This window comes from Oceanicola granulosus HTCC2516 (assembly GCF_000153305.1).
In the GTDB taxonomy this organism is placed as follows: Bacteria; Pseudomonadota; Alphaproteobacteria; order Rhodobacterales; family Rhodobacteraceae; genus Oceanicola; species Oceanicola granulosus.
In genome coordinates, this window is the sequence record NZ_CH724107.1 from 341,592 (window position 1) to 366,100 (window position 24,509).

Genomic DNA, 24,509 nt, shown 5'->3' on the forward strand with positions numbered 1-24,509 from the left:
GCCGGACCATGACGCCGCTGCCCGACCTCTACGTGCTGCGCCACGGCGAGACCGAGTGGAATCGCCTGCACCGCTGGCAGGGCGTGCTCGACAGCCCGCTGACGCCCGAGGGCGAGGCGCAGGCACGGGCGATGGGGCGTCTGCTGCGCGGGCTGGGCGTGGGGCCGGCGGAGCACCGGCTGTTCGTGAGCCCGCAGGGGCGGGCGCGGCGCACGGCGGAGCTGATCGCGGCCGAGCTCGGCGGCTGGGAGCCGGTGGTGGAGCCGCGGCTCGCCGAGATCGGCGTGGGCCGCTGGGCGGGGGTCGACCGGGCGGTCATCGACGCCGAGGCCGCCCTGCCGCCGGGGGCGCATTTCCTCGACCTCTACCGCGCCGCGCCGGGGGGCGAGCCGTTCGAGGCGCTTTATGCGCGGGTGTCGGACTTCCTCGCCGCGCTCGAGGGGCCGGCGGTGGTGGTGACCCATGGAATCACCTCGCGCTTCCTGCGCACCGCCGCGCTGGGGCTGGGGCTCGGGCGGCTGGCCGAGCTGCCGGGCGGGCAGGGGGTGGTGCACCGGGTGCGCGACGGGCGGCACGAGACGCTGGCGCCCGGGGAGCGGGGGGAGCCGGGCTGAAGCCCGGCCTACGCGCACCGTGGCGGGGTCGGCGCTTGCACGTGGGCGGGGCGCGGGCTATTCCAGCCGCCGCGGGTGGTTAGCTCAGTTGGTAGAGCGTCTCGTTTACACCGAGAATGTCGGGGGTTCGAGCCCCTCACCACCCACCACCTCCCCTTCCGATCGCTCCGCCGGCCGCCCGCGCCCGGCTGCCCCCGCGGCAGCGGCGAAATTGATCCCGCGTCAGGCGTTTTTCCTGCTTGACCCCCCCGGCGCCTCTGCCTAGAACCCGCCTCACGCCACGGGGTCGCAAGACACCAGGGCGGGCAGCGGGCGGTTGTAGCTCAGTTGGTTAGAGTACCGGCCTGTCACGCCGGGGGTCGCGGGTTCGAGCCCCGTCAACCGCGCCACCGCTGAAAGAAGCGGCTCCTTAGGGGGCCGCTTTTTCTTTGCGCGGCGGGCACTTGCGTCTTTCGTAGACACCTGCGTCGCGCCCTTCCCGCGAGCTCGATCGGGGGGCGGGCACGCCTCCGTCAGTCATCTCCGTCCAGCAGCGCCGCTTCCTGTTCGGCCGACAGACCGCCCTTGAGCGGCACGTCCCGCCGTGCGCGGTCCCAGGCCAGCAGGCGCGCGAGCGTGTCTCGCAGCGGCCGACAGGCGAGGCCGGCGGACCGGGCGCGGGCGGTGTCGACCTGCAGGAAGTACCGGAACTGCGGCAGGGCCGGCGCCATCAGGGGCATGTCGACCCACGGCGCGACGCCGGCCCCGACCACCCGCGCCTCGTCGACCCAGACGAGCTCGGCGGGAGAGCCGGCGGCGTCCCTTGCGGCGGCGAGCAGGTCGGCCATCGGCATCGGTCGGCCGGTCACGTTCCACACCCCGCCGTGCGCGCTCTCGGCGCAGGCCAGCGCGAAGTCGGCGGCGTCGCGCACGTCGATGAACTGCACGGCCCTGTCGCACGGTCCGGGGGCGGGGACGCGCCGCCGGTCGCCGTGGGCGAGGTCGATCCGGCGCGCCCACCAGGTGAGCCGGTCGGTATAGTCGCCCGCGCCAACCAGCAGCCCGACCCGCAGCGCCGTCGCCCGCGCGCCCAGCATCTCCTCGGCGACCAACTCGCAGCCGCGCTTGAGCGGGCCGTAGGCGGCGCCGTACGCCATCGCCGAGGCACGCTCGCCCGGCGGTACGGCGCGGGCGGTGGCGAGATCGTCCTCGGTCGGAGCCGGAACGGGGTCGGTCTCGATGACGTGCGCGGTGTAGCTGCCGTAGGTCGAGATCGAGGAGACCAGCACGTAGCGCTGCAGCCCCGGCAGCGCCTCGAGCAGGGTGCGCACGGAGGCGGGGGTGTAGGCGCAGCTGTCGAACACCCAGTCGAAGGCCTCGCCCCGCAGCGGCGCGAGGTCGCCGTGGCGGTCGGCCCGGATGGTGCGGACAGAGCTCCCGCCGCGCACGGTCCGGCCGCGCGACAGGATGGTGACGTCGTGCCCGGCGGCCGTCGCGGCGTCCGCGATGGCGCCGCCGAGAAAGCCGGTTCCGCCGACGACGAGACAGCGCATGGCGTGGTCCTTCCCGGTTGATGCGGCCCGCGAGAGGCGCGGCCGCTGCTGGCACATCTTGGCCTTGCCAGCCTCAGAACGCCAGATATAGTCAGATCACGGCCGGGGCGGATGCTTCCGTCCTGACGCCGGCGAAGGCAGCAGGACGGGGACGGACTCGGGGCTCATGAACGGCGATTTCAGGACACATTTCGTGCGCGAGGCGGCGGGCCTGCGACACCACCCGGCGCTGGTGCTCAACGCCGACTACCGGCCGCTCTCCTACTACCCGCTGAGCCTCTGGCCCTGGCAGGAGGCGATCAAGGCGGCCTGGCTCGACAGGGTCGACATCGTCGCCGAGTACGAGGAGGTGGTCCGAAGTCCCTCGACCACGATCCGGATCCCCTCGGTGGTCGTCCTCAAGGATTACGTCAAACCTCAGAAGCGCGTGGCCTTCACGCGCTTCAATCTGTTTCTGAGGGACGAATTCTGCTGCCAGTATTGCGGCGCGAAGGGCGATCTGACCTTCGACCACGTGGTGCCGCGCGCCCGGGGCGGGATCACCTCGTGGGAAAACGTCGTCGCCGCCTGCGCGCGCTGCAACCTGCAGAAGGGCTCCAAGAGCCTGCGCCAGTCGGGCCTGTCCCTGCGCAAGGCCCCGCGCCGGCCGGCCTCGGAGGAGCTGCGCAACACCGGCCGCAAGTTCCCCCCCAACCACCTCCACGACACCTGGCTCGACTTCCTCTACTGGGACGCCGAACTCGAAGCGTAGGGTGCGCATTCATCGCGCACCCCCGGCCCCCTCAGTCGCAGATCCCCGCCACGTCCGCCTCCGGATACGGCAACACCACCTCCTCGGGCATCCGCAGCTCGCCCACCGGCATCGCCTGCCCGAGGAGCGCGCGGAGCCGGTCCGTTCGGGCCGCGTCCGGTGCGAGGGTGGCGCAGCAGATGTATTCCTCCACCAGCGCCGCCTGTTGCTCGTAGCCGTAGGCGAGGAAGTCCGGCGTCGCGTCGCTGTCGAACAGGTAGGGGTCCTCGATCGTCTGGTGCTCCCGCGCGACGCGGCCCAGCGAGTAGCCCGTCACCTCGCGGTTCTGCCACTGCCAGACATGGGTCAGCTCGTGGGCGAAGAACATCGCCGCCACGAGGTTCAGCCGCTCGGGCCAGTCGGCGAGGTAGTCGGCGAGGTACCAGTCGGGGTTCGTCACCACGTGGTCGAACAAGGTGATCCCGGCGGTGCGGGTCTCGAAGGTGGGGCCGGTGCTCGGCGGCAGGATCCGCTCGCGGCAGGTGGTGCGCGGGCGGGTCGGGTAGGTGAAGGTGAAGGCGCCGACGGGACCCGCCTCGGTGAAGCGGATGTCGGAATAGGCGGTGTCGGGGCCGAGGATCTGGGCCGCGAAGGCGCGCTCGGCGGGCGTGAGCGGGCGGGTGCAGGCCGAGAGCAGGAGCAGGGCGGCGAGGAGCGGGCGCATGGGGCCGAACATAGCCGGCGGCGCCGGGGAGGGAAGGGCGGCCGCGGCCACATATCCGTTGCCAGAGCGCCGGGCGCGGCGCAGGATCGGAGGATGAGCGCGCGCGGCGACATCCGGGTCGGCATCGGGGGGTGGACCTACCCGCCCTGGCGCGGGACGTTCTACCCCGACAGGCTTCCCCGGAAGGACGAACTCGCCCACGCCGCCAGCATGCTGACGACGCTCGAGATCAACGGCACCTTCTACCGCACCCAGTCGCCCGCCACCTTCGCCAAGTGGCGCGAGGCGGCGCCGGCGGGCTTCGTCTACTCCCTGAAGGCGCCGCGCTACGCGACCAACAAGAAGGTGCTCGGCGAGGCCGGCGAGAGCATCGCGCGCTTCGTCGGCAGCGGCATCGCCGAGCTCGGCGACGCGCTCGGGCCGATCCTGTGGCAGTTCGCCGAAACCAAGAAGTTCGACCCGGGCGACTTCGCCGCCTTCCTCGCGCTGCTGCCCGCCGAGGCGGAGGGCCTGCCGCTGCGCCACGCGCTCGAGCTGCGCCACGAGAGCTTTTGCTGCCCCGAGGCGGTGGCGCTGGTGCGCGCGCACGGGGCGGCGATCGTCTGGGCGCAGGAGTCGCGCTTCGTCGAGATCGCCGACGCGACCGCCGATTTCCACTACGTGCGCCTCATGGGCACCAGCGACGGCCCGGCGGCGGGCTACGACGACGCCGCGCTCGCGGCCCACGCCGCCCGGCTCGAGGCGCTGGCGGAGGGGCGTGTGCCCGAGGGCGCGCCGACCCATGGTGCGGCGGCGCCCGGTACGGCGCGCGACGTGTTCGCCTACGTGGTCGCCGGCCACAAGGTCGCCAATCCGGCCGCGGCGCAGGCGCTGATCGCGCGCCTCGGCGGGGCTAGTGGGTGAGGATCGGCCAGAGCGTCGCCACCAGCAGCAGCGCCATCGTCACGTTGAACGCGCGCCGCCGCGCCGGGTTGGTCAGCACCCGGCGGAGCTGCTGGCCGAGCGCCGCCCAGAGGCTCACGCAGGGCAGGCACACCGCGAAGAACAGGGCCGCCGCGACGAGGATCGTCAGCGCGGTCCGGTCGGGCAGGTAGACCGTCACCCCGGTCAGCGCCATCGCCCAGGCCTTCGGGTTGACCCACTGGAACGCCGCCGCCTCGAGCGCGGTCATCGGCCGCGCCTCCGCGCCGGGGGCGGCGTCGGGCCTGGGCTCGGCGGTGGCGATGCGCCAGGCGAGGTAGAGCAGGTAGGCGATCGCCAGCGCCTTGAGCACGGTCCCCGCGGCGGGCAGCCGCTCGAACACCTGCGCCAGCCCGAAGCCCAGCAGCAGGATCATCGACACCAGCCCGAGGGCGATTCCCAACATGTGCGGCAGCGTGCGGCGGACGCCGAAATTCGCGCCCGACGCCATCAGCATCACGTTGTTCGGCCCCGGCGTGACCGTCGTCACGAAGGCGAAGGCCACGAGGGCGTAGGCGATCTGCGCTGTCATGACCCCTGTCGGCCGGACATCGGCCCGGCCCCCCTCACTCCGCCGCGACGACCGACGGCTTGGCCCGCCTGGCCTTGCCCTGCGGCTTGGCGTTGGCGTCGATGAATCGCAGCACCAGCGGGCGGATGTTGTTGCGCCACGAGGAGCCGGCGAAGATGCCGTAATGGCCCGCGCCCGGCTCGAGATGCGCGGCCTTCATGTCGTCGGGCAGGCCCGTCAGCAGGTCGAGCGCCGCGAGGCACTGGCCCGGCGCGGAAATGTCGTCCTCCTCGCCCTCGACGATCTTCACCGCCACGTTGGTGATGCGCCCGATATCGACCTGCCGCCCGTCCACCACAAAGCGGTTGCGCGCCACCTCGCGGCCCTTGAAGATCCGCTCCACCGTCGAGAGGTAGAACTCCGCCGGCATGTCCATCACGGCGAGGTACTCGTCGTAGAAGACGTTGTGCCTGTCCTGGTCCGACGTCTCGCCGCGGGCGACGCGGAAGATCTGGTCGGTGAACGCCTTCGCGTGCGTCGCGCCGTTCATCGCGATGAACGAGGCCAGCTGCAGCAGCCCCGGATAGACCAGCCGCCCGACCCCGGCATACTTGAAGCCGACGCGCTGGATCATCGTCTGCTCGAGCTGGCCCATGGTGACGGAGCGGCCGAAATCGGTGACCTCGGTGTGGTTCGCCTCCGGGTCGATCGGGCCGCCGATGAGGGTCAGGGTGCGCGGCTGCGCGGCCGGCTCCTCCTCGGCGAGGTAGGCCGTCGCCGCGAGCACCAGCGGCGCGGGCTGGCAGACGGCGATGACGTGGATGTCGGGGCCGAGATGGCGGATGAACTCGGCGCAGTAGAGGGTGTAGTCCTCGATGTCGAACTTGCCGGCGCTGACGGGGATGTCGCGGGCGTTCTTCCAGTCGGTGATAAACACCTCGCAATCGGGCAGCAGGCTCAGCACCGTCTTGCGCAGCAGCGTCGCGTAGTGGCCCGACATCGGCGCCACCAGCAGCACCCGCCGGTCGCGCGGCTTGCGCCCCGAGACCTTGAAGTGGAGCAGGTTGCCGAAGGCCTTGTCGATCACCGTCTCGACGGAGACGACGTGGTCGCGCCCGTCCTCGGCGGTGACGGAGGGGATGTCCCACGAGGGCTTGGCGACCATGCGGGAGAACGACCGCTCCGTGACCTCGCCCCACGCCTTCATCATCCCGATCATCGGATGCGGAACGGCGGCGACGGCCGGGTAGGAGGCGAAGGCGCGCGCCGTGGCGCCGAGCCACTGGTTCGTGTTGCGCGCCGTTTCCATCAGGTCGTAGGTGAACATGAACTTCATTTGGCCAACCACCTCGGTGCCGGGGTTGGCGCATCGCCTGTCCCGGCCATATGGTCTGAGAGACGGCCAGAACGCGCATGCGCCGGATGCTGCAGGTGCAAACTAGGGTGGGGGAGATGTCGTGACAACTGAATCTTCGGACGACGGAAAAGACGCTGCGGCACCTGTGCTTTCCGCCCTCGAAACCAACCTCGCCCGCATCGACGACCTCAGCAAGCGCCTGGTCGCCGCGCTCGCCACCAAGCGCACGGTGCCCCGGGCGCTGCAGGCGCCGGGGCAGGACCTCTACATGCAGGCCGCCGCCGCGTACGTGGGCGAGATGATGCAGAACCCGGCCAAGATCATCGAGCACCAGGTCGGCTACTGGGGCAAGACGCTCAAGCACTACGTGGAGGCGCAGCAGGCCATCGCCACCGGCGGCCTCGCCCGGCCCGAGACCGAAGACGCCGCGCCCGAGGATCCCCGCTTCGCCTCGCCGCACTGGCAGGACAACCCCTACTTCCACTTCCTCAAGCAGCAATACCTCCTGAACGCCGACGCCGTGCAGACCGCCGTCGCCGACCTCGACGGGCTCGACGAGCGCCAGAAACGGCGGCTCGAATACTTCTCGCGCCAGATCGTCGACATGTTCAGCCCCACCAATTTCCTCGGCACCAATCCCGAGGCGCTCGCCCGTGCCGTCGAGACGGAGGGCGAGAGCCTGGTGAAGGGGCTCGAGAACCTCGTCGCCGACCTCGAGGCCAACGACGGCGAGCTGATCGTGACGCTGGCCGACAAGAACGCCTTCGAGGTGGGCGAAAACCTCGCCACCGCGCCGGGCGAGGTGGTCTGGCGCAACCACCTGTTCGAGCTGATCCAGTACGCACCCTCGACGCCGCAGGTCCACGAGACGCCGCTGGTGATCTTCCCGCCGTGGATCAACAAGTTCTACATCCTCGACCTCAAGGAGAAGAACAGCCTGATCCGCTGGATCGTCGAGCAGGGCTTCACCCTGTTCGTCGTCAGCTGGGTCGATCCCGACGCCAGCTACCGCGACACCGGCATGAGCGACTACGTCGAGGACGGCTACCTCGCCGCGATCCGCGAGGTGAAGGCGATCTGCGGCACCGAAAAGGTCAACGCGGTGGGCTACTGCATCGCCGGCACCACGCTCTCCTGCACACTCGGCGTGATGAAGAAGCGCGGCGACACCAGCGTCAACGCCGCCACCTTCTTCACCACCCTTACCGACTTCTCCGACCAGGGCGAGGTGGGGGTGTTCCTCGACGACGATTTCGTCGACGGCATCGAGGCCGAGTGCGCGCGCGCGGGCTACCTCGACAGCTTCTACATGAGCCGGACCTTCTCGTTCCTGCGCTCCAACGACCTGATCTACCGCCCCGCGATCCGCAGCTACATGATGGGCGAGGCGCCGCCCGCGTTCGACCTGCTGTTCTGGAACGGCGACGGCACCAACCTGCCCGCGAGAATGGCCGTCGAGTACCTGCGCGGGCTCTGCCAGCAGGACAAGCTGGCGACCACCGGCTTCGAGGTGGCGGGCGAGACGGTGCACCTGTCCGACGTCGAGGTGCCGCTCTGCGCCATCGCCTGCGAGAGCGACCACATCGCCGCCTGGCGCAGCTCCTACCGGGGGGTGGCGCAGATGGGGTCGGCCGACAAGACCTTCATCCTGTCCGAGAGCGGTCACATCGCCGGCATCGTCAATCCGCCGTCGAAGAAGAAGTACGGCCACTACGTCAACAAGGCGTGGCCGGAGAGCCCGGACGCGTGGCGCGCCGCGGCGCAGAAGCACGAGGGCTCCTGGTGGCCGCGCTGGGGCAAGTGGCTGGCGGCGCGCTCGGGCGGGAAGGTCGCGGCGCGCGAGCCGGGCGATTCGGAGCATGTTCCACTGGCGCCCGCGCCCGGCACCTACGTCCGCGGCCGCCCTGCCGCATGAGCGCGAGCTAAGCCGTTGACCTGCTTCCTCTAGGGAAGAAACTCCATGCTGCAACGCAGAAAAAACTTGAAATGCTGCGCCGCAGCGAGCATATTCCGATCAGTCGCAGAAAACAGTTTCGCCTGAAGGGATACTCCAATGGCCACCACCACCAACACTCCCGATCTCGCCACCATGATGAAAGACATGATGGGCGCCTTCCCGATGGACACCAAGGGCATGGAAGACGCGTTCAAGACGCAGACCACGCTCGCCGAGAAGCTCTCCGCCGTCTCCATCGACGCCGCGCAGAAGTCGACCGAGCTGTCCGCCAAGTGGGCGAACGACACGCTGGTGCGCCTGTCGGCCATGACCCAGGCCAAGAGCGAGCCCGCCGATTACGCCAAGGCGATGACCGACTTCGCCTCCGCCTCCGCCGAAGTCGCCGCCGAGCACATGGCCGCCTTCGCCGACATCGCCAAGAAGGTCCAGACCGAGTCGATCGAGCTGATGCTCGCCGCGGGCAAGGACATGACCGAGGAGATGACCGTCGCCGCCAAGAAAGCCAGCGACGACGTCACCGCCGCCACCAAGAAGGCCTCCGCTTCGGCGAAGTGACCGCGACACCCTGGCCGGCGGTCCTCCTCCCTGCCGCACCGCCAGCGAAGGGGCGAGCCGAAAGGCTCGCCCCTTTTGTCGTCTCCGGGGATCGCGGGGGTGCGCAATGAATGCGCACCCTACGTTGCGGGCGGGTGGGGCGCGCCGTAGGTTGGCGGCGACGGCGGGGAGCGCGCATGGGGCAGAGGCAGGGCAGGATCACGCTGTGGGGCGTCGAGGTGTTCGTCGCCACGGCCGAGGAGGCGTCGATCACCGCGGCCGCGCGGCGGCTGTCGACCTCGGCGGCGACGATCAGCCAGCAGCTCACCAACCTCGAGCGCGACATCGGCGCGACCCTGCTCAACCGCTCGGAGCGGCCGGTGACGCTGACCCCGGCGGGCGAGACCTTCCTGCGCCGCGCCAACGCGATCCTCAACGAGGCCGAGCAGGCGCGCGCCGAGCTGGCGCTGGCCGGGACGGGCGCGCTGACGCGGCTGCGGCTCGGGATGATCGAGGATTTCGACGCCGACGTGACGCCGCGCCTGCTGTCGGAGATGGCCGGCGCGCTCGAGCCCTGCCAGTTCCTGCTCGAGACCGGCGCCTCGCACCGGCTGTTCGACCAGTTCGAGGCCCGCGCGCTCGACGTGGTGGTGACCAGCGACATGGGCCTCGGCGCGGCCGGCCACGAAGTCCACCCGCTGCTCGAGGAGCCCTTCGTCGTCGCCGCCCCGCGCGGCGCGGTGGCGCCCGACCGGCTGCTGGAGCAGCTCGCCGCGCTGCCCCACATCCAGTACACGACGCGCCACCACATGGGCCGCACCATCACCACCCACCTCGCCCGGCAGAACCTCACCTTCCCGCAGCGCTTCGAGCTCGATTCCTACCACGCGATCCTCGCCATGGTGGCGGCGGGCGCGGGCTGGACGATCCTGACGCCGCTCGGCTGGCAGCACGCCCACCGCTTCCGCGAGCACGTCGAGATCCTGCCGCTGCCCGGCCGCGCCCTGTCGCGCACCATCCTGCTCACCGCCCGCCGCGGCATCTTCGGCGACATGCCCGCCGACCTCGCCGCGCGGCTGCGCCGGCTGATCGAAGCGCTCGTCGTCGCGCCGGTCACAGCCGAGGCGGGCTGGCTGGGTGAGCGGCTCCAGGTGCTCCGGCAGACGGAAAAAACCCCCCGCGCCGGCGGCGCGAGGGGCTCGGAGGAAGGTGTGGGCCGCTGATTATTCGGCGGCGGGCTTCATCGGCATGCGGGTGACGTTCTCGGCGATGTCGCCATGGTTCGGCACCACGCTGAAGCCGAGCTGGGGCAGGCAGGCTTCGAGCTGCTCCTCGAGGCGCTGGACCTGCGAGGACACGACGCTCTCCTCGAGCTCGACCTGCTCGCGCCAGCGGCGGATCTCGGTGCAGGCATGCAGGGCCTCGACGATGCGCTCCTGCTGCATCTCGGCTTCCTCCTGACGCTGGGCGAGGAACTCCCGGGCCCGGGCGACCTTCTCGTCGGAGTAGACGTCGGCGAGGTGACGGCTCTGCTGGCTCATCTGCGCGGCGACTTCCATCACGGCCGGCTCGAGGCGGGCGAGGTCGGGGTGGTCGCGCAGGTAGCCGAGGCGCTCGCGGACCTGGTCGAATTCGGACGACATGGTGAACACGCCCTGGCGGTCGGCGGCGTGGCAGTAATGGTAGGCCTTCGCCACGTCCTCCATCGAGATGCGGAAGTTGCGGTGCGAGTTCTCGAGCGCGAGAACCCGGCCCGAGGACGGCAGGAAGCACATCAGCGTCAGCAGCAGGGCGGTGAGGCCGATCTGGGTGATCTGGCCGGCATTGGCGTAGACGGTATCGCCGATCTGCGCCTCGAAGGTCAGCCACGGCGCCATGCCGAGGAAGGATGCGACGGTGTAGGCCAGGGCGGCAAGGCCGGCCACGATGATGACAAGAAAGGCCACGGCATGCAGCAGCTTCTGCACGGCGCGGGAAAGGTGGATGATCGCCATGGTAAAGAACTCCCCTCGCCACTTGGCGGATGCCGGCAGGATTCCGCCGACGTGTTGCGAGAAGAACAATTTGCGGGCCTGTCAGGTTCCCGGCGCCGCCACATTTTGCGCTAAAGGTTAACGCCTGACGCAAGGGCACCACGGAGACGGGTAGGGTGCGCATTCAGCGCGCACCCACGTCACCCCCAGAGGCTGTACGCCCAGAGCCCCAGCAGCCCCGCCAGCAACAGCACGTGCACCGCGTCGATCGCCCACCAGCGCCGCCCCGGCAGGACCGCCGACGCCAGCAGCGGCAGCGCGGCGAGCAGGTTCATCCCCATGCCGCCGAGCAGGTTGCGCCAGGCCCCGGCCGCCCGGACCAGCGGGCCGCCATAGACGTTGAGCAGCTCCGGCAGGTAGCGCGCCAGCAGCCCCAGCACCGCGAGCGCCAGCGCCACCAGCGCGGCCGTCCGCGCGGCACGGCGGGCGACGATGCCGCGCAGCAGGGCCAGCGGCAGGAGCGCCAGCAGGAACAGGCCCTGCTTGACGGGGAGGAAGGCGAGGATGATGGGATCGGGCTGAAACAAGGGGCGGCTCCGGTGCGGCTCAGCGCAAGGTCTCGATCGGCCCTTCGGCACGACCGTGGACGAACTGGGTGAGGTAGGGATCGTCGGCGCCGTCGATCTCGGCGGCGGGGCCGACCCAGCGGATCTTGCCCCGGTGCAGCATCGCGACCCGGTCGGCGATGGCGCGCACCGAGGTCATGTCGTGGGTGATGGTCACGGCGGTCGCGCCCATCTCGGTCACGATCTCGCGGATCAGGTCGTTGATGACGCCGGCCATGATCGGGTCGAGCCCCGTGGTCGGCTCGTCGAAGAAGATGATGTCGGGCTCGGCGGCGATGGCGCGGGCGAGGCCGACGCGCTTCTGCATCCCCCCCGACAGCTCCGCCGGGTAGCGATCGGCCACCTCCGGCCCGAGTCCGACGCGGCGCAGCTTCCCGACGGCGATGTCGCGCGCCTCGGCGCGGGGCCGCTTCAGCTCGCCGCGCAGCAGGCGGAAGGCGACGTTCTGCCAGACGGGCAGCGAGTCGAACAGCGCCGCGCCCTGGAACAGCATCCCGAAGCGCGCCAGCATCGCCTCGCGGCCCGCCCGGCGGACATGCGCGCCATCGATCTCGATGCGTCCGCCGTCGAGCGTCAGCAGCCCCAGGATGCACTTCAGGATCACCGACTTGCCGGTCCCCGAGCCGCCGATCACCACCATGCTCTCGCCGCGCCCGACCTCCAGGTCGAGGCCGCGCAGCACGTGGTTGGAGCCGAAGCTCTTGTGGACGTCGGTCAGGCGGATCATTCGGAGAAGAACGCCTCCGTGAGCAGGAAGTTCGCCGCGAGGATCAGCACGGCGGCCACCACCACGGCGGTCTTCGTCGCCCGGCCCACGCCCTGCGCGCCGCGGTCGGACTGCATCCCGTAATAGCACCCCGTCAGCGCCGCGATCAGCCCGAAGGCGCCGCCCTTGACGAGCGAGGAAATCACGTCGTGGGCCTCGAGGAAGTCGACGGTGTTGGTGATGTAGTTCGCCGGGTTGAAGTCGAGCCGGTAGATGCCGACGAGGTAGCCGCCGAAGATGCCGATCACGTCGCCCACCGCCACCAGCACCGGCACCGTGAGCAGCGCGGCGAGGACGCGGGGCAGGGTGAGGTACTTCATCGGGTTGGTCGAGAGCGTCACCAGCGCGTCGAGCTGCTCGGTAACCTTCATCGTGGCGATCTCGGCGGCGATCGACGAGGTGACGCGGGCGGCGATCATCAGCCCCACCAGCACCGGGCCGAGCTCGCGCACCATGCCCACGGCGACGATCTGCGGCACCAGCGCCTCGGCCGAGAAGCGCGCGCCGCCCGAGTAGATTTGCAGCGCCAGCGCGCCGCCGGTGAAGAACGCGGTGAGCCCCACCACCGGCAGCGACTGCCAGCCGACGCTCATCACCGCGTGGCCGAACTCGCGCGCGTAGAAGGGCGGGCGGACGAGGTGGCTCAGGGTCTCGGCGACGAAGATCACCATCCGCCCGATTCCGGCGAGCAGCGCCAGCGTGGCGGCGCCGATGCGGGCGAGCAGCCCGGTCATGCGCTCGGGTGCCGGCGGGTGTAGCGCGGGCCGAGCTGGGTCAGCACCTCGTAGCCGATGGTGCCCGCGATGTCGGCGATGTCGTCGACCCCCTGCCGCCCGTTCAGCAGCGCCAGCGAGTCGGGCGTCTCGGGAAGGTCGGTGATGTCGGCGCAGATCAGGTCCATCGAGACCCGGCCGCGGATCGGGCAGGGCGCGTCGCCGTGCCAGAGGCTGGCGCGGTTCGACAGGTGCCGGGTGATGCCGTCGGCGTAGCCCGCCGCGACGGTGGCGAGGCGCGTCCTGCGCTCGGCGATCCAGCTGTTGCCGTAGCCGACGCTCTCGCCCGGCTCCACGTCGCGCACCTGGATCACCGGCAGCTCCAGCGTCACCACCGGGCGCGCCTCCTCGAAGGGACGGCCGCCATAGAGGCCGATGCCGGGGCGCGTCAGGTCGAACTGGTACTCCTGCCCGAGCAGGATGCCCCCCGTCGCCGCGAGCGAGCGTGGCACCTTGATGCCGTCGGTCATGCGGTGGAATTCGGCGAGCTGGCGGGTGTTCATCTCGTGGTCCGGCTCGTCGGCGCAGGCGAGGTGGCTCATGACGAGCACCGGCTTCTGCTGCAAAGCGATCTCGGCGACCGCCGCCCATTCCGACATCTCCATCCCCAGCCGGTTCATGCCGGTGTCGAGCTGGATGCCGAACGGGTGGCCGGGCAGCGCCTCGAAGTGGCGCAGCACCTGCTCGAGCGAGTTCAGCATCGGCACGAGGCCGAGGTCGCCGATCATCTCGCTGTCGCCGGGCATGTGGCCGCCGAAGACGCAGACGTCCACGTTCGGCCCCAGCGCCTGGCGCAGCGCCGCGCCCTCCTCGGCGACGGCGACGAAGAAGCGCCGCGCCCCCGCCTTGTGCAGCGTGCGCGCCACCGGGGCGACGCCGAGCCCGTAGCCGTCGGCCTTGACCACCGCGCCGGTCTCGGCGGAGCCCATGGCGTCGAGCGCGCGCCAGTTCGCGGCCAGCGCGTCGAGGTCGATGGTCAGGTGTCCGGTGCCCATGGCTGCCTTTTGCCTGCGCCAGCGGCAGGGTCAAGCCGTTGTCCGAAAGCCCTTGCAACAGCCAGATCCGGCCGGCCCGCGTGGCCGCCGCGAGCGGGATGCCGCCTGAACATGCTCAATTGTTACACAATTTGCGCTTCGGCGTCGCAGAACCTTCGTCATATCCTAGATATGTCATGAGCCACGGGGCGGTGCCGCCTGTGCGCCGCGAGCCTTGGGAGGGACCCGCTGTGACCCAGTACGACGATTACGATGGCCTCAATCTCATCCTCGTCGAGGACGAGACGCTGGTCTCCATGGACCTCGAGGCGACGCTCGAGGAGTACGGCCACCGGGTGATCGGCGTCGCCAGCCACGTCGAGCGCGCGCTCGAGCACATCGCCGGCGCGGGCCGCGCGCTCGACGCCGTCCTGCTCGACCTGACGCTGGCGGGCCAGAGCGCCCGGCCCGTCGCCGAGCGGCTCGAGCGGCAGGGCGTTCCCTACGTGATGGTCACCGGGCTTGACGAGGCCCAGGTGCGCCAGCAGGGCTTCTCGGGCCGCTACGTGCCCAAGCCCTACCACCCCGAAGCGGTGCGCGAGGCGCTGTCGTCCGTCGCCGCCGATCTCGGCCGGGCCCGGCGGGTGCGTCAGGCCCCGTCGCCGGTCGCGCCGCTCGCGGTCACCAGCCCGTACTGCGCCAGCTCGTCCTGCGTCAGCAGGTAGATCTCGTCGGGCGGCGTCACCAGCGCGGGCTGCATCAGGCGCGGGTCGATGCCCATCTCGTCGAGATAGGCCATGACGGCGCCTTGCCCGCGCTGGATGTCCTCGACGGCGAGGAAGGCGGGCAGGGCGGTGTTCTCGCCGAAATAATGCTGGTGCACCCCCACCATCGCCCCGTCCTCCACTGCGCGCACCGCGCCGCCGGCGAGCATGTAGGGGCAGGCCGAGAGGCAGATGTCGGCCTCCGTCATCCGCGTCTCGGCTCCCAGGTCGCGCAAGGCCCGGCCGATGGCGAGCGCGTCCACCACGCTGCCGCCGGGCGAGTTCAGGTAGACCAGCTCGGGCGGCGTGCGCTCGGCGTCGAGATACTCCGCGAATCGCTCCGCGTCGCCCGCCTCGATCTGCCCGGCGACGGTGAGAGTGGGGCGGCCCTCCCAGCGCGTCGATTCGAACAGCAGCCGCGAGGGCATGTCCTCGCTCGCCGGCATCGGCCGCGAGCCGGGCGGAGCCTCCCGCGGAGCCAGCTCGGCGGGGCGGTAGCGGCGCGTCTGGTCGCCCGGCCGCAGCGGCTCGGTGAGGGCGGGCGCGTCGCTGGGGAAGGCGAGTTCGGGTAGGATGCGCACCAGGTCGCTGCCGAGCAGGACGCCGGCGAGGCCGAGCTGGATCCAAAGGATCATGCGGATTGTCGAGCGTGTCTCGCGCTTCGGCTCGTCCTTCGCCGCCGCTGCCTGCGCCGCCTCGTTCACTCCGCCGGCCGCCCGGTCTCGACCGCCGAGAGCGGCCGCGGCTTGGCCTCCGGCTCGCGCCCGGGCTCGGGCGCGTCCGCCACGGGCGGCGGCGCGGGCGGAGCCGCGTCGAGCGCCCCCACCTCCCGCATCGCCCGCACCGCGGCGCGCAGCTCGCTCAGCGTCATCAGGTCCTCCGTCGCCGCCCGCTCGCGGCCCGAGCGGATCGCGCCCTGGGTGATCGCGAGGATCATCACCAGCACCGCCGGCAGCAGGTCGATCGCGATCGCCCCGGCCCAGCTGGGCACGAAGTTGCCCGCGTAGAGGATCACCGCGTCGGCGGTGGAGATCTGGGTGTAGGTCGTGTCGGCGGGCGCGGGCATCGTCAGCACCGCCTCGGCGGCGAGCCGCAGCGTCTCGGCGCGCTGGCCGAGCACCGTCAGCACCGAGTCCATCGTCGCCGACTGGCTCTGGCGCGTCGTCGCGGTCGCCCCGTCGAGCTCGGGCACCACCACCGAGCGCGCCAGGTCGTTCGCCGCCCGCACCACCAGCGGCGCCACCGACAGCTGGCGCAGCCGCGTGATCACGTTGGCCAGCCGCACCGCCTCCTCGGAGAACAGCACCGAGCGCGGATCGACCGCGCCGGGCTCGACCGTCAGCGCCCGCATCCGGCTCAGGATCGCGTTGCCCTCGGCGAAGGCCTCGTCGACGAGCGGCTGCTGGCTGGCGATCTGCGCCTCGAGCGCGGCCAGCTCGTCGCTCTTCTGGCGCAGCAGCCGGAAAACCGCGCCCTCGCCGGCGAAGCCCGAAAGCTGCCCCGTCGCCTCCTGCTCGGAGAGGTCGACGAAGCTCTGCCGGACCCGCGCCACGTCGCGCTCCAGCCCCTGGCTCGCCACCGCGATGGAATTGGCCTGCTCGAGCGCCGACTGGTAGCGCTGCACCGTGCTCGCCATGTGCTGCTCGACCGCCGCCGCCCCGGCCAGCGCGGCGGCGTTGAGCCAGGACGACATCGCGATGATCGCGGCGCTCCCGAGCAGCATCGACAGGAACAGCCCGATCCGCGCCCCGGCGGTGCGCACCGCCGGCAGCAGCCGCATCAGGTAGGACCAGAACACGAAGATCCCGACCGACACCGCCACCGAGTAGGCCATCGCCGCGAAGAACGAGAGGGCGCCGGTATCGTCGAGCAGCGAGGAGACGCCGAGGTAGGTGTAGATGCCCGAGGCCACGGCCAGCACGCCGAGCGCGGCGCCGGTGAAGCTGTCGAGCCAGCTCACATGGCCTTCGAGTTCGCGCGCGGTGCGCAGGCCGCGCGCCTCGCTGCGGCTGAGCCGGCTGTCGTCGTCCATCAACACCCCTCCGTTCGCCTAGAGGTAAGTCCTCGCGCGGCACTTGCCAAACGGCTTCGCCGATTCCTGTGGCGGCAACGTCCGCGGCGGCCGGCAACGCACAGACTTATCCACACCCGGCGCAATCCGGATGCGGTGCGATGTCAAGAGGCTATGGGGCGAAGTTCACGTGGCGTGCGCTAGAAATCCCGCTCCGCGTTCTGCCACGGTTTCACCAGGTTGCCGAAGCGGGTGAAGCGGCCCTCGAAGGATAGCTCGACGGTGCCGATGGGGCCGTGGCGCTGCTTGCCGATGACGACCTCGGCCTTGCCGTGCAGCCGTTCCATCTCTTCCTGCCAGGCGGCCATCTTCTCCATCTCGTGGTCGCCGGGCTTCTCGCGTTCCTTGTAGTATTCCTCGCGGAACACGAACATCACGACGTCGGCGTCCTGCTCGATCGAGCCCGATTCGCGCAGGTCGGAGAGCTGCGGCCGCTTGTCCTCTCGGCTCTCGACCTGGCGCGACAGCTGCGACAGGGCGATGACGGGGATGTTGAGCTCCTTGGCGATCGCCTTGAGGCCCATGGTGATCTCGGAAATCTCGTTGACCCGGTTCTCGCTGCGCCCGGTGCCGCGCACCAGCTGCAGGTAGTCCACCATCAGCACGTCGAGCCCGTGGGTCCGCTTGAGCCGCCGCGCCCGGGCGGCGAGCTGCGAGATCGGCAGGGCGGGCGTGTCGTCGATGTAGAGCGGGCAGGCTTCGAGCGACTTGGCGGCCTCGACGAAGCGGCGGAACTCGGCCTCGGTCATGTCGCCGCGCCGGATCTGCTCCGACGGCACCTCGGCGGCCTCCGACAGGATCCGCGCGGCGAGCTGCTCGGCGCTCATCTCGAGGCTGTAGAAGCCGACGACGCCGCCGTCGACGGCGCCCTCGGTGCCGTCGGGCAGCTGGCCCTTGCGGTAGGCCTTGGCGATGTTGAAGGCGATGTTGGTGGCCAGCGACGTCTTGCCCATCGAGGGGCGGCCGGCGAGGATCAAGAGGTCCGACTTGTGCAGGCCGCCGAGCTTGCGGTCGAGGTCGGTGAGGCCGGTGGAGACGCCGGCGAGGCCGCCGTCGCGCTGGTAGGCGGCATTGGCGACGTTCACCGCGTCGGTCACCGCGCGCAGGAACGACTGGAAGCCGCTCTCGGCCTGGCCCTTCTCGGCGAGCTGGTAGAGCTTCTGCTCGGCCTCGACGATCTGCGCGGAGGGCTCGGAATGGACCTCCATCCGCGTCGCCCGGTCGGCGATGTCGTGGCCGAGCGCGATCAACTCGCGGCGCACCGCGAGGTCGTAGATCATCTGCGCGTAGTCGCGCACCGCGTAGGACGAGATCGCGTAGCCCGCGAGCCGTACCAGGTAGGCCGGGCCGCCGAGCTCCTTGAGCCCCTCGTGGTCCTCGAGAAAGGTCTTCAGCGTCACCGGCGAGGCCAGCGCGTTCTTGACGATGCGCGCCGCGGCGGTCTCGTAGATCACCGCGTGGACCGGGTCGTAGAAGTGCTCGGCCCCGATGATCGAGGCGACGCGGTCGTAGACGTCGTTGTTGGTCAGGATCGCGCCGAGCAGCTGCTGCTCGGCCTCGATCGAATGCGGCAGCGTCGCGTCGCCCGCGCCGGTGGCCGCTTCGGAATTGCCCTTGTCCGCGCGCTCGAGACCGGCCGCGCGCAAGGTTGCAACCTCTTGCATGGGTGCTGTCCTGCTCATGATGTCCCCTGCCGCGGTTGATAGGGCAACGAGCCCCTCCCGCGCAATCTGGATATCCTGTGGATGGTCTGTGAGCGGAGATGCTACCGCAAGATGCTGCGGAAATCTACGGCCTTGGCCCCAGATGTCGGGCGGCAGGCGTTAACTCTCCTGAGCGGGCATCCACGCATCGGGCGCGCGGAGGTATTGCTCCACCGCGTCGAGCGTCGCGGCGGGGAACGCCTGCCGCTCGCGGGCGAGCGCGAGCACGTCCCACCAGGTGCAGAGGTGAATCAGCTGCACCCCGTGCGCGGCGAGCCGGTCGGTCGTCTCGGGGAAGATGTCGTAGTAGAAGATCACCGCCGTCGCGCCGCACACCGCGCCCGTCTCGCGCACCGCGTCGACGAACGACAGCTTCGAGCCGCCGTCGGTGGTCAGGTCCTCCACCAGCAGCACCCGCTGCCCCTCGCTCATCGCGCCCTCGATGCGCGCGTTGCGCCCGTAGCCCTTCGGCTTCTTGCGCACGTAGGTCATCGGCAGCCCCAGCCGCTCGGCGATCAGCGCCGCGAAGGGGATGCCCGCCGTCTCGCCGCCGGCGATGTTGTCGAACGCCTCGAACCCGGCCTCGCGCATCACGGTGACGGCCATGAAGTCCATCAGCGTGGCGCGGATGCGGGGGAAGGAGATCAGCTTGCGGCAGTCGATGTAGGTCGGTGCGCGCTTGCCGGAGGCGAGGGTGAAGGGCTCGCGCTCGTTGAAGTTCACCGCGCCGATCTCGAGCAGCATGGACGCGGTCAGCCGGGCGATCTCGTCCTTGGGCGGGAAGCTGGTGGGTATCAACGTGGCGTCTCCTTGAGGTCGGTCAGGCTTCGACGTGCCAGTGCAGCGGGAAGCCGGGGTCGAACACGGTGATCGGGCCCTCGTCGGTCTCGACGGGGCCGGGCAGGGGGCGCGCGTCGCCCTTCACCAGGGTGATCGTGTCGTCGTTCGGGGGCAGCCGGTAGAAGCGCGGGCCGTTGAGCGAGGCGAAGCTCTCCAGCTCGTCGAGCCGCCCGGCCACGTCGAACACCTCGGCGAGGCAGGCCATCGTGACCGGCGCGCTGTAGATGCCGGCGCAGCCGCAGGGCTGCAGCTTGGCCGGGTCGAGATGCGGCGCGCTGTCGGTGCCGAGGAAGAAGCGCGGATCGCCCGACACCGCCGCCTCGACCAGCGCCACCCGGTGTCGTTCGCGCTTGGCGACGGGCAGGCAGTAATAATGCGGCCGGATGCCGCCCGCGAGGATGGCGTTGCGGTTGATGATGAGGTGGTGCGTGGTGATCGTCGCCGCCAGCTTGCGCGGCGTGTCGCGCACGTAATCCACGGCCTCGGCGGTGGTGACGTGCTCCATCACGATGCGCAGGTCGGGCACGTGGCGGCGCAGCGGGCGCAGCACCTTGTCGATGAACACCGCCTCGCGGTCGAAGATGTCGACGTCGGGGTTCGTCACCTCGCCGTGCACGCAGAGCGGCATCCCGATCTCGGACATCGTCTCGAGCACCGGGCGCACCTTGTCCATGTTGCGCACGCCCGAGGCGGAATTCGTCGTCGCCCCCGCCGGGTAGAGCTTCACCGCCGTGGCGATGCCTTGGGCGTGGGCGCGGGCGACGTCGGCCGGGTCGGTCTCCTCGGTGAGGTAGAGCGTCATCAGCGGCTCGAACCGCGCCCCCTCGGGCAGCGCCGCGACGATGCGCTCGCGGTAGGCGGTCGCGTCGGCGGCGGTGACCACCGGCGGCACGAGATTGGGCATCACGATGGCCCGGCCGAAATGCGCGGCGGTGTCGGGCAGGACGGCGCGCAGCACGGCCCCGTCGCGCAGGTGCAGGTGCCAGTCGTCCGGCCGGCGGATCGTCAGTCTCTCGCTCATAGGCGACGCCTTACCCCGAGCACGGGGGCATGGCCAGATCCCCTTGCACGCCCGCCGCCCGCCCCGCCATGATGGCGGCGGGACAACAGGAGACAGATCGATGCTCGGATTCCTCGTCGCGCTCGCCGCCGGCTTCGCCGCCACCGGACTGGACGAGACGCTCGGCCGCCCCACCGCCCGCGCGCTCGCCCCGCACATCGTGGTGGAGCCGGGCGAGATGAAGCTGCTCACCTTCATGCTGACGATGCTGATCGCCGCGCTGGTGCTGGCGGTGTTCGACTACGAGTCGCTGATCGGCTTCATGCTCGGCGGCATCCTCGGCTGGTTCGCCAACCGCATCGTCGCCGCCGCGCGCACCGCGCTCGACAAGAACCGCGCCGCCTGAGGCCTATTCAGCGGCGGTCGCCCCGTCGTCGGGCTCGTAACGCGCGAGCCGGCGGCGGAAGACGGGCCGGCCCGTCGTCTTGACCCCGTGCCGCGCGATCCGGTGCGCCAGCCCCTCGCGGCCGTTGTCCTCGAGGTGGCCGAGCAGGGCGCGCAGGTAGGGCGGATGCGCCCGCCGCGCCTGGTAGAGCCGCGCGAAGGCGGCCCGGTCGAGCCTGCCGGCCATCGCCATGCGCAGCAGCGGCGCGAGGATGTCCATCCCCTCGAGGTTGCGATCGATCTGCCAGCCCAGCATCGGGCAGGGCAGGCGCAGCGCGTGCGGCCGGCGAAACAGCGCCGCGTGCATCGCGTCCTCGGTCTCTTCGGGATCAAAGAGCACCGTCACCTGCCGCGCCGCGTCGGCCATGTCGGGCGCATAGCCGTAGCGGTCGTCGAAGCAGGCCATGCGGTGGCGGCGGTAGCGCGGGTCCCAGCCGGCGGTGTCGGCGGCGAGCGTCGCCTGCGGGCGCAGCGCCACCACCTGCGCGCCAGGGGCGGCGACGGAATAGGCGGCGGCCGCGTAGCCGCCCGAGCCGACGCCGAAGAACAGCACGTCGTCGAACTCGTCGAACACGCCCTCGTCGGTCAGCCGGTCGAAGAAGTCGTAGACGGCCGGGTCGCGGAACCACGTCTCGCCCCGGCTCAGCACCGTCAGCGACGACCACCCGTCCTCGCGCACGTGCAGCCACCCGCGCGGCTCGGCGTCGGGCAGGTCCTGCACCCGCGCCGCGACCTCGAACGACACCAGCAGCTTCGGCCCCGCCCGCAACAGCACCGCGTCGTGCGACGCGCCGAGCGTGACGTGAAAGCCCCGCTCCGAGCCGGCCGCGCGCACGGCGGCGAACCAGTCCTCGTCGGTCAGGTCGGACAGGTCCGCCGTCGGTGTCTGTGCGTGCTCGACCATCGCCCCCAGCCTTTCGCGCGCTCCCCCTCAGGGATGACCCGTCAGAAGAACGCTTGCAAGCCCGTCTGTGCCCGCCCGAGGATCAGCGCGTGGATGTCGTGCGTGCCCTCGTAGGTGTTCACCGTCTCGAGGTTCGCGGCATGGCGCATCACCTGGTACTCCTCGCTGATGCCGTTGCCGCCATGCATGTCGCGCGCCATCCGCGCGATCTCGAGCGCCTTGCCGCAATTGTTGCGCTTCATCAGGCTGATCGCCTCGGGGCTGGCGGTGTGCGCCTCCATCATCCGCCCCAGCGCCAGCGCGCCGTTCAGCCCGAGCGCGATCTCGGTCTGCATGTCGGCGAGCTTCTTCTGGAACAGCTGCGTCTGGGCGATCGGGCGGCCGAACTGCTTGCGCTCGAGCCCGTAGGTGCGCGCCGCGTGCCAGCAATACTCCGCCGCGCCCATCGTGCCCCAGGCGATGCCGTAGCGCGCCCGGTTGAGACAGCCGAACGGCCCCTTCAGCCCCTCGACACCCGGCAGCAGCGCGTCCTCGCCGACCTCGACGCCGTCGAGCACGATCTCCCCCGTCACCGACGCGCGCAGCGACAGCTTGCCGCCGATCTTCGGTGCCGACAGCCCCTTCGCGCCCTTCTCGAGCACGAAGCCGCGGATCTTGCCGCCGTGGGCCTCGGACTTCGCCCAGACGACGAACACGTCGGCGATCGGCGCGTTGCTGATCCACGTCTTCGCGCCGCTGATCCGGTAGCCGCCGTCGATCTTGACCGCCTTCGTCTTCATGCCGCCGGGATCGGAGCCCGCATCGGGCTCGGTCAGTCCGAAGCAGCCGATCAGCTCGCCGCGGGCGAGGCCGGGCAGGTAGCGCTCCTTCTGGGCGTCGCTGCCGTAGGCGTTGATCGGGTACATCACCAGCGACGACTGCACCGACATCATCGACCGGTAGCCCGAATCGACCCGCTCCACCTCGCGCGCGATCAGCCCGTAGGTCACGTAGCCGGCGCCGAGGCCGCCGTATTCCTCGGGGATGGTCGGGCCGAGCAGGCCGGCCTCGCCCATCAGCCGGAAGATCTCGGGCTCGACCGTCTCCTCGCGGTAGGCGTCGATGATGCGCGGGGCGAGCACCTCCTCGGCAAACTGGCGGGCCGCGTCGCGCAGCATCCGCTCGTCCTCGCTGAGCTGCGCCTCGAGGCCGAGCGGATCGGTCCAGTCCAGCGGGGCGAGGCTGGGGGAGTCATTCCCCGAAATGGCGGGTGCGGCGTGGTCCAGTGTCATCGGCGTCTCCTCTTCGCGCGGCATCCTATAGCCGCCTTCGGCAATGGGGAAGAGCGCCTCGACGGCACTCTGCGCGGTCAGGTCCCGCAGAAGGTCCGTGTCACCCGTTCCTCCTCCGCCGGCGGCCGGCGGTAGGGCGCGTTTTCCTCCGTCTCCTCATAGGGTTGCGTGACGATCTTTAGAAGTGACCTGAACACCTCCATGTCGCCCGCGCTCCCCGCCCGGATCGCCGCCTCGATCCGGTGCAGGCGCGGGATCACCACCGGGTTGACCCGCGCCATCAACGCCTCGTCCGGCCCCAGCGCCCGCCACCTCGCCGCCCACGCGTCGAACGCCTCCCGGTCGAGGAATTGATCCCGTGCCGCGTCGCCCGGCAGGGCGCGGAAGGTGTTGGTGAAATCCGCCCCGTCTTTGGCCATGAGCGTCAGCAGGTCCTCCACCAGCCCGCGTTCCTCCAGCCCCGGCAGCCCCAGCTTCTCCCCGAACAGCCGCAGCCATTCCGCCTGGTAGATCTCGGGGAAGCGGTGCACGATCTCGGTAAACTCCGCCACCGCCGCCTCCTGGTCGTCCATCAGCGGCAGCAACGCCGTCGCGAACTGCGCGACGTTCCACACCGCGATCTGCGGCTGGTTGGCGTAGGCGTAGCGGCCGAACTGGTCGATCGAGGAGAACACCGTCTCCGGGTGGTAGACGTCCATGAAGGCGCAGGGCCCGTAGTCGATCGTCTCGCCGGAGACGGACATGTTGTCGGTGTTCATCACCCCGTGGATGAACCCGATCGACATCCACTTGGCAATCAGCCTGGCCTGTCTTTCCATAACGGCTTCAAGCAGTTGCGTTACGCTCTTCGCGTCCGGGTAGTGCCGCGCCATCACATGCCGGGCCAGCGCCTCCAGCGCCTCCCGGTCGTCCCGCACCGCGAAGAACTGGAACGTCCCGACCCGGATGTGCGACGCCGCCACCCGCGTGAAGACCGCGCCCGGCTGCGCCGTCTCGCGCTGCACCCGCTCGCCCGTCAGCACCGCCGCGAGCGCCCGTGTCGTCGGCACCCCGAGCGCGTGCATCGCCTCGCTCATCACGTATTCGCGCAGCACCGGCCCCAGCCCCGCGCGGCCATCGCCCATCCGCGAATAGGGCGTCGGCCCCGAGCCCTTGAGCTGGATGTCGAACCGCCCGCGCGGCGTGGTCACCTCGCCCAGCAGGATCGCGCGGCCGTCGCCGAGTTGCGGGTTCCAGTTGCCGAACTGGTGCCCCGCATAGGCCTGCGCGATGGGGGTCGCGCCTTCGGGAATATCATTGCCGGAAAAGATGCTTGCGATGCGATCTTCATCTTTTACGTCAACATCTAGCCCCAGCTCCTCGGCCAACGCTTCGTTGAACTCGATGAGGCGCGGCGCGGCCACCGGTGTGGGCGGCAGCGCGGTGAACAACTGCGCGGGCAGGCGCGCATAGCTGTTGTCGAAGGGGATGGTTAAGGTCAT

Annotated in this window: 25 protein-coding genes and 2 tRNA genes; 10 read left to right on the forward strand and 17 right to left on the reverse strand. The window is 70.6% G+C overall.

All coding sequences use genetic code 11. The features are described from left to right. Window positions 1–8 precede the first annotated feature (8 nt). The 3 genes from OG2516_RS01660 (at window position 9) to OG2516_RS01670 (ending at window position 1,003) form a co-directional block, all read left to right on the forward strand. Complete coding sequence (locus tag OG2516_RS01660) at window positions 9–614, forward strand: histidine phosphatase family protein (RefSeq protein ID WP_007253859.1); 606 nt, start codon at window positions 9–11, stop codon at window positions 612–614. Window positions 615–687: 73 nt separating this feature from the next. Continuing rightward, window positions 688–763, forward strand: a tRNA-Val gene (locus tag OG2516_RS01665). Window positions 764–926: 163 nt separating this feature from the next. Then, window positions 927–1,003, forward strand: a tRNA-Asp gene (locus OG2516_RS01670). A gap of 123 nt (window positions 1,004–1,126) precedes the next feature. On the opposite strand, the gene OG2516_RS01675 is transcribed toward OG2516_RS01670, so the two are convergent. Then, on the reverse strand, window positions 1,127–2,146 hold the full coding sequence (locus tag OG2516_RS01675) for an NAD-dependent epimerase/dehydratase family protein (protein ID WP_007253860.1): 1,020 nt from the start codon (window positions 2,144–2,146) through the stop codon (window positions 1,127–1,129). A 166-nt stretch (window positions 2,147–2,312) separates the two neighbouring features. On the opposite strand from OG2516_RS01675, the gene OG2516_RS01680 reads away from it, so the two are divergent. Then, window positions 2,313–2,897, forward strand: coding sequence for an HNH endonuclease (locus OG2516_RS01680; protein ID WP_007253861.1), 585 nt, complete (start codon window positions 2,313–2,315; stop codon window positions 2,895–2,897). A gap of 31 nt (window positions 2,898–2,928) precedes the next feature. On the opposite strand, the gene OG2516_RS01685 is transcribed toward OG2516_RS01680, so the two are convergent. Further along, complete coding sequence (locus OG2516_RS01685; RefSeq protein WP_040615318.1) at window positions 2,929–3,600, reverse strand: hypothetical protein; 672 nt, start codon at window positions 3,598–3,600, stop codon at window positions 2,929–2,931. Window positions 3,601–3,693: 93 nt separating this feature from the next. Between OG2516_RS01685 and OG2516_RS01690 the strand changes: the two genes are divergently transcribed. Then, on the forward strand, window positions 3,694–4,503 hold the full coding sequence (locus tag OG2516_RS01690) for a DUF72 domain-containing protein (RefSeq protein ID WP_007253863.1): 810 nt from the start codon (window positions 3,694–3,696) through the stop codon (window positions 4,501–4,503). Here OG2516_RS01690 and OG2516_RS01695 read toward each other — a convergent pair. Next, entirely contained in the window at window positions 4,493–5,092 is a 600-nt protein-coding gene (locus OG2516_RS01695; RefSeq protein WP_007253864.1) for a LysE family translocator, read from the reverse strand. The two genes, OG2516_RS01690 and OG2516_RS01695, sit on opposite strands and share 11 nt — an antisense overlap. A 34-nt stretch (window positions 5,093–5,126) precedes the next feature. Beyond that, on the reverse strand, window positions 5,127–6,407 hold the full coding sequence (gene phaZ / locus OG2516_RS01700) for a polyhydroxyalkanoate depolymerase (protein WP_007253865.1): 1,281 nt from the start codon (window positions 6,405–6,407) through the stop codon (window positions 5,127–5,129). 166 nt (window positions 6,408–6,573) lie between these two features. Here phaZ and phaC point away from each other — a divergent pair, with 166 nt between their 5' ends. The 3 genes from phaC (at window position 6,574) to OG2516_RS01715 (ending at window position 10,142) form a co-directional block, all read left to right on the forward strand. Next, a complete protein-coding gene (gene phaC, locus OG2516_RS01705) occupies window positions 6,574–8,343 on the forward strand; it encodes a class I poly(R)-hydroxyalkanoic acid synthase (RefSeq protein WP_007253866.1) in 1,770 nt (589 codons plus the stop codon). Window positions 8,344–8,481: 138 nt separating this feature from the next. After that, complete coding sequence (locus OG2516_RS01710) at window positions 8,482–8,940, forward strand: phasin family protein (RefSeq protein WP_007253867.1); 459 nt, start codon at window positions 8,482–8,484, stop codon at window positions 8,938–8,940. A 176-nt stretch (window positions 8,941–9,116) separates the two neighbouring features. Next, window positions 9,117–10,142, forward strand: coding sequence for a LysR family transcriptional regulator (locus tag OG2516_RS01715; protein ID WP_007253868.1), 1,026 nt, complete (start codon window positions 9,117–9,119; stop codon window positions 10,140–10,142). Here the strand turns inward: OG2516_RS01715 and OG2516_RS01720 are convergent, their stop codons facing one another. From OG2516_RS01720 to alr, 5 genes are all read right to left on the reverse strand, one after another. Next, window positions 10,143–10,913, reverse strand: coding sequence for a hypothetical protein (locus OG2516_RS01720; protein WP_007253869.1), 771 nt, complete (start codon window positions 10,911–10,913; stop codon window positions 10,143–10,145). Between the two features lie 179 nt (window positions 10,914–11,092). After that, window positions 11,093–11,479 (reverse strand): hypothetical protein, encoded by a 387-nt coding sequence (locus tag OG2516_RS01725; protein ID WP_007253870.1) that lies wholly within the window; start codon window positions 11,477–11,479, stop codon window positions 11,093–11,095. Window positions 11,480–11,498: 19 nt separating this feature from the next. Continuing rightward, window positions 11,499–12,245, reverse strand: coding sequence for an ABC transporter ATP-binding protein (locus OG2516_RS01730; protein ID WP_007253871.1), 747 nt, complete (start codon window positions 12,243–12,245; stop codon window positions 11,499–11,501). Beyond that, entirely contained in the window at window positions 12,242–13,018 is a 777-nt protein-coding gene (locus OG2516_RS01735; protein ID WP_007253872.1) for an MlaE family ABC transporter permease, read from the reverse strand. The genes OG2516_RS01730 and OG2516_RS01735 overlap by 4 nt, the downstream gene beginning before the upstream one ends. After that, the gene (alr, locus tag OG2516_RS01740) at window positions 13,015–14,052 is read right to left on the reverse strand and encodes an alanine racemase (RefSeq protein ID WP_007253873.1); all 1,038 of its coding nucleotides are present in this window, start codon (window positions 14,050–14,052) and stop codon (window positions 13,015–13,017) included. The genes OG2516_RS01735 and alr overlap by 4 nt, the downstream gene beginning before the upstream one ends. Window positions 14,053–14,282: 230 nt before the next feature. On the opposite strand from alr, the gene OG2516_RS01745 reads away from it, so the two are divergent. Next, complete coding sequence (locus tag OG2516_RS01745) at window positions 14,283–14,756, forward strand: response regulator (RefSeq protein WP_007253875.1); 474 nt, start codon at window positions 14,283–14,285, stop codon at window positions 14,754–14,756. Here OG2516_RS01745 and OG2516_RS01750 read toward each other — a convergent pair. The 5 genes from OG2516_RS01750 to pyrC form a co-directional block, all read right to left on the reverse strand. Then, the gene (locus OG2516_RS01750) at window positions 14,681–15,430 is read right to left on the reverse strand and encodes a COG3904 family protein (protein ID WP_050769137.1); all 750 of its coding nucleotides are present in this window, start codon (window positions 15,428–15,430) and stop codon (window positions 14,681–14,683) included. The two genes, OG2516_RS01745 and OG2516_RS01750, sit on opposite strands and share 76 nt — an antisense overlap. A gap of 65 nt (window positions 15,431–15,495) precedes the next feature. Further along, on the reverse strand, window positions 15,496–16,827 hold the full coding sequence (locus tag OG2516_RS01755) for a hypothetical protein (RefSeq protein WP_007253877.1): 1,332 nt from the start codon (window positions 16,825–16,827) through the stop codon (window positions 15,496–15,498). A gap of 179 nt (window positions 16,828–17,006) precedes the next feature. Continuing rightward, on the reverse strand, window positions 17,007–18,530 hold the full coding sequence (locus OG2516_RS01760; RefSeq protein ID WP_040614879.1) for a replicative DNA helicase: 1,524 nt from the start codon (window positions 18,528–18,530) through the stop codon (window positions 17,007–17,009). 159 nt (window positions 18,531–18,689) lie between these two features. Then, complete coding sequence (locus OG2516_RS01765; protein ID WP_007253879.1) at window positions 18,690–19,367, reverse strand: orotate phosphoribosyltransferase; 678 nt, start codon at window positions 19,365–19,367, stop codon at window positions 18,690–18,692. 22 nt (window positions 19,368–19,389) lie between these two features. Beyond that, the gene (gene pyrC / locus OG2516_RS01770) at window positions 19,390–20,430 is read right to left on the reverse strand and encodes a dihydroorotase (protein ID WP_007253880.1); all 1,041 of its coding nucleotides are present in this window, start codon (window positions 20,428–20,430) and stop codon (window positions 19,390–19,392) included. A gap of 100 nt (window positions 20,431–20,530) precedes the next feature. On the opposite strand from pyrC, the gene OG2516_RS01775 reads away from it, so the two are divergent. Then, entirely contained in the window at window positions 20,531–20,815 is a 285-nt protein-coding gene (locus OG2516_RS01775) for a hypothetical protein (RefSeq protein ID WP_007253881.1), read from the forward strand. Window positions 20,816–20,818: 3 nt separating this feature from the next. Here OG2516_RS01775 and OG2516_RS01780 read toward each other — a convergent pair whose 3' ends face one another. The 3 genes from OG2516_RS01780 to OG2516_RS01790 all read right to left on the reverse strand — a co-directional run bounded on the left by OG2516_RS01780 (window position 20,819) and on the right by OG2516_RS01790 (window position 24,509). Continuing rightward, window positions 20,819–21,757, reverse strand: a complete 939-nt coding sequence (locus tag OG2516_RS01780; RefSeq protein WP_007253882.1) for a hypothetical protein — start codon at window positions 21,755–21,757, stop codon at window positions 20,819–20,821. A gap of 41 nt (window positions 21,758–21,798) precedes the next feature. Continuing rightward, a complete protein-coding gene (locus OG2516_RS01785) occupies window positions 21,799–23,028 on the reverse strand; it encodes an acyl-CoA dehydrogenase (protein ID WP_083788536.1) in 1,230 nt (409 codons plus the stop codon). A gap of 77 nt (window positions 23,029–23,105) precedes the next feature. Further along, on the reverse strand, window positions 23,106–24,509 hold the full coding sequence (locus OG2516_RS01790; protein ID WP_007253884.1) for a protein adenylyltransferase SelO: 1,404 nt from the start codon (window positions 24,507–24,509) through the stop codon (window positions 23,106–23,108).

Coding starts and splice junctions, on each gene's coding strand:
- OG2516_RS01685 (WP_040615318.1), bottom strand. CDS start 3,600: ATGCGCCCGCTCCTCGCCGCCCTGCTCCTGCTCTCGGCCTGCACCCGC.
- OG2516_RS01720 (WP_007253869.1), bottom strand. CDS start 10,913: ATGGCGATCATCCACCTTTCCCGCGCCGTGCAGAAGCTGCTGCATGCC.
- alr (WP_007253873.1), bottom strand. CDS start 14,052: ATGGGCACCGGACACCTGACCATCGACCTCGACGCGCTGGCCGCGAAC.
- OG2516_RS01735 (WP_007253872.1), bottom strand. CDS start 13,018: ATGACCGGGCTGCTCGCCCGCATCGGCGCCGCCACGCTGGCGCTGCTC.
- phaZ (WP_007253865.1), bottom strand. CDS start 6,407: ATGAAGTTCATGTTCACCTACGACCTGATGGAAACGGCGCGCAACACG.
- OG2516_RS01775 (WP_007253881.1), top strand. CDS start 20,531: ATGCTCGGATTCCTCGTCGCGCTCGCCGCCGGCTTCGCCGCCACCGGA.
- OG2516_RS01730 (WP_007253871.1), bottom strand. CDS start 12,245: ATGATCCGCCTGACCGACGTCCACAAGAGCTTCGGCTCCAACCACGTG.
- OG2516_RS01680 (WP_007253861.1), top strand. CDS start 2,313: ATGAACGGCGATTTCAGGACACATTTCGTGCGCGAGGCGGCGGGCCTG.
- OG2516_RS01790 (WP_007253884.1), bottom strand. CDS start 24,509: ATGACCTTAACCATCCCCTTCGACAACAGCTATGCGCGCCTGCCCGCG.
- OG2516_RS01695 (WP_007253864.1), bottom strand. CDS start 5,092: ATGACAGCGCAGATCGCCTACGCCCTCGTGGCCTTCGCCTTCGTGACG.
- OG2516_RS01710 (WP_007253867.1), top strand. CDS start 8,482: ATGGCCACCACCACCAACACTCCCGATCTCGCCACCATGATGAAAGAC.
- OG2516_RS01690 (WP_007253863.1), top strand. CDS start 3,694: ATGAGCGCGCGCGGCGACATCCGGGTCGGCATCGGGGGGTGGACCTAC.
- OG2516_RS01750 (WP_050769137.1), bottom strand. CDS start 15,430: ATGATCCTTTGGATCCAGCTCGGCCTCGCCGGCGTCCTGCTCGGCAGC.
- OG2516_RS01755 (WP_007253877.1), bottom strand. CDS start 16,827: ATGGACGACGACAGCCGGCTCAGCCGCAGCGAGGCGCGCGGCCTGCGC.
- OG2516_RS01785 (WP_083788536.1), bottom strand. CDS start 23,028: ATGACACTGGACCACGCCGCACCCGCCATTTCGGGGAATGACTCCCCC.
- OG2516_RS01660 (WP_007253859.1), top strand. CDS start 9: ATGACGCCGCTGCCCGACCTCTACGTGCTGCGCCACGGCGAGACCGAG.
- OG2516_RS01760 (WP_040614879.1), bottom strand. CDS start 18,530: ATGCAAGAGGTTGCAACCTTGCGCGCGGCCGGTCTCGAGCGCGCGGAC.
- OG2516_RS01780 (WP_007253882.1), bottom strand. CDS start 21,757: ATGGTCGAGCACGCACAGACACCGACGGCGGACCTGTCCGACCTGACC.
- OG2516_RS01675 (WP_007253860.1), bottom strand. CDS start 2,146: ATGCGCTGTCTCGTCGTCGGCGGAACCGGCTTTCTCGGCGGCGCCATC.
- OG2516_RS01715 (WP_007253868.1), top strand. CDS start 9,117: ATGGGGCAGAGGCAGGGCAGGATCACGCTGTGGGGCGTCGAGGTGTTC.
- pyrC (WP_007253880.1), bottom strand. CDS start 20,430: ATGAGCGAGAGACTGACGATCCGCCGGCCGGACGACTGGCACCTGCAC.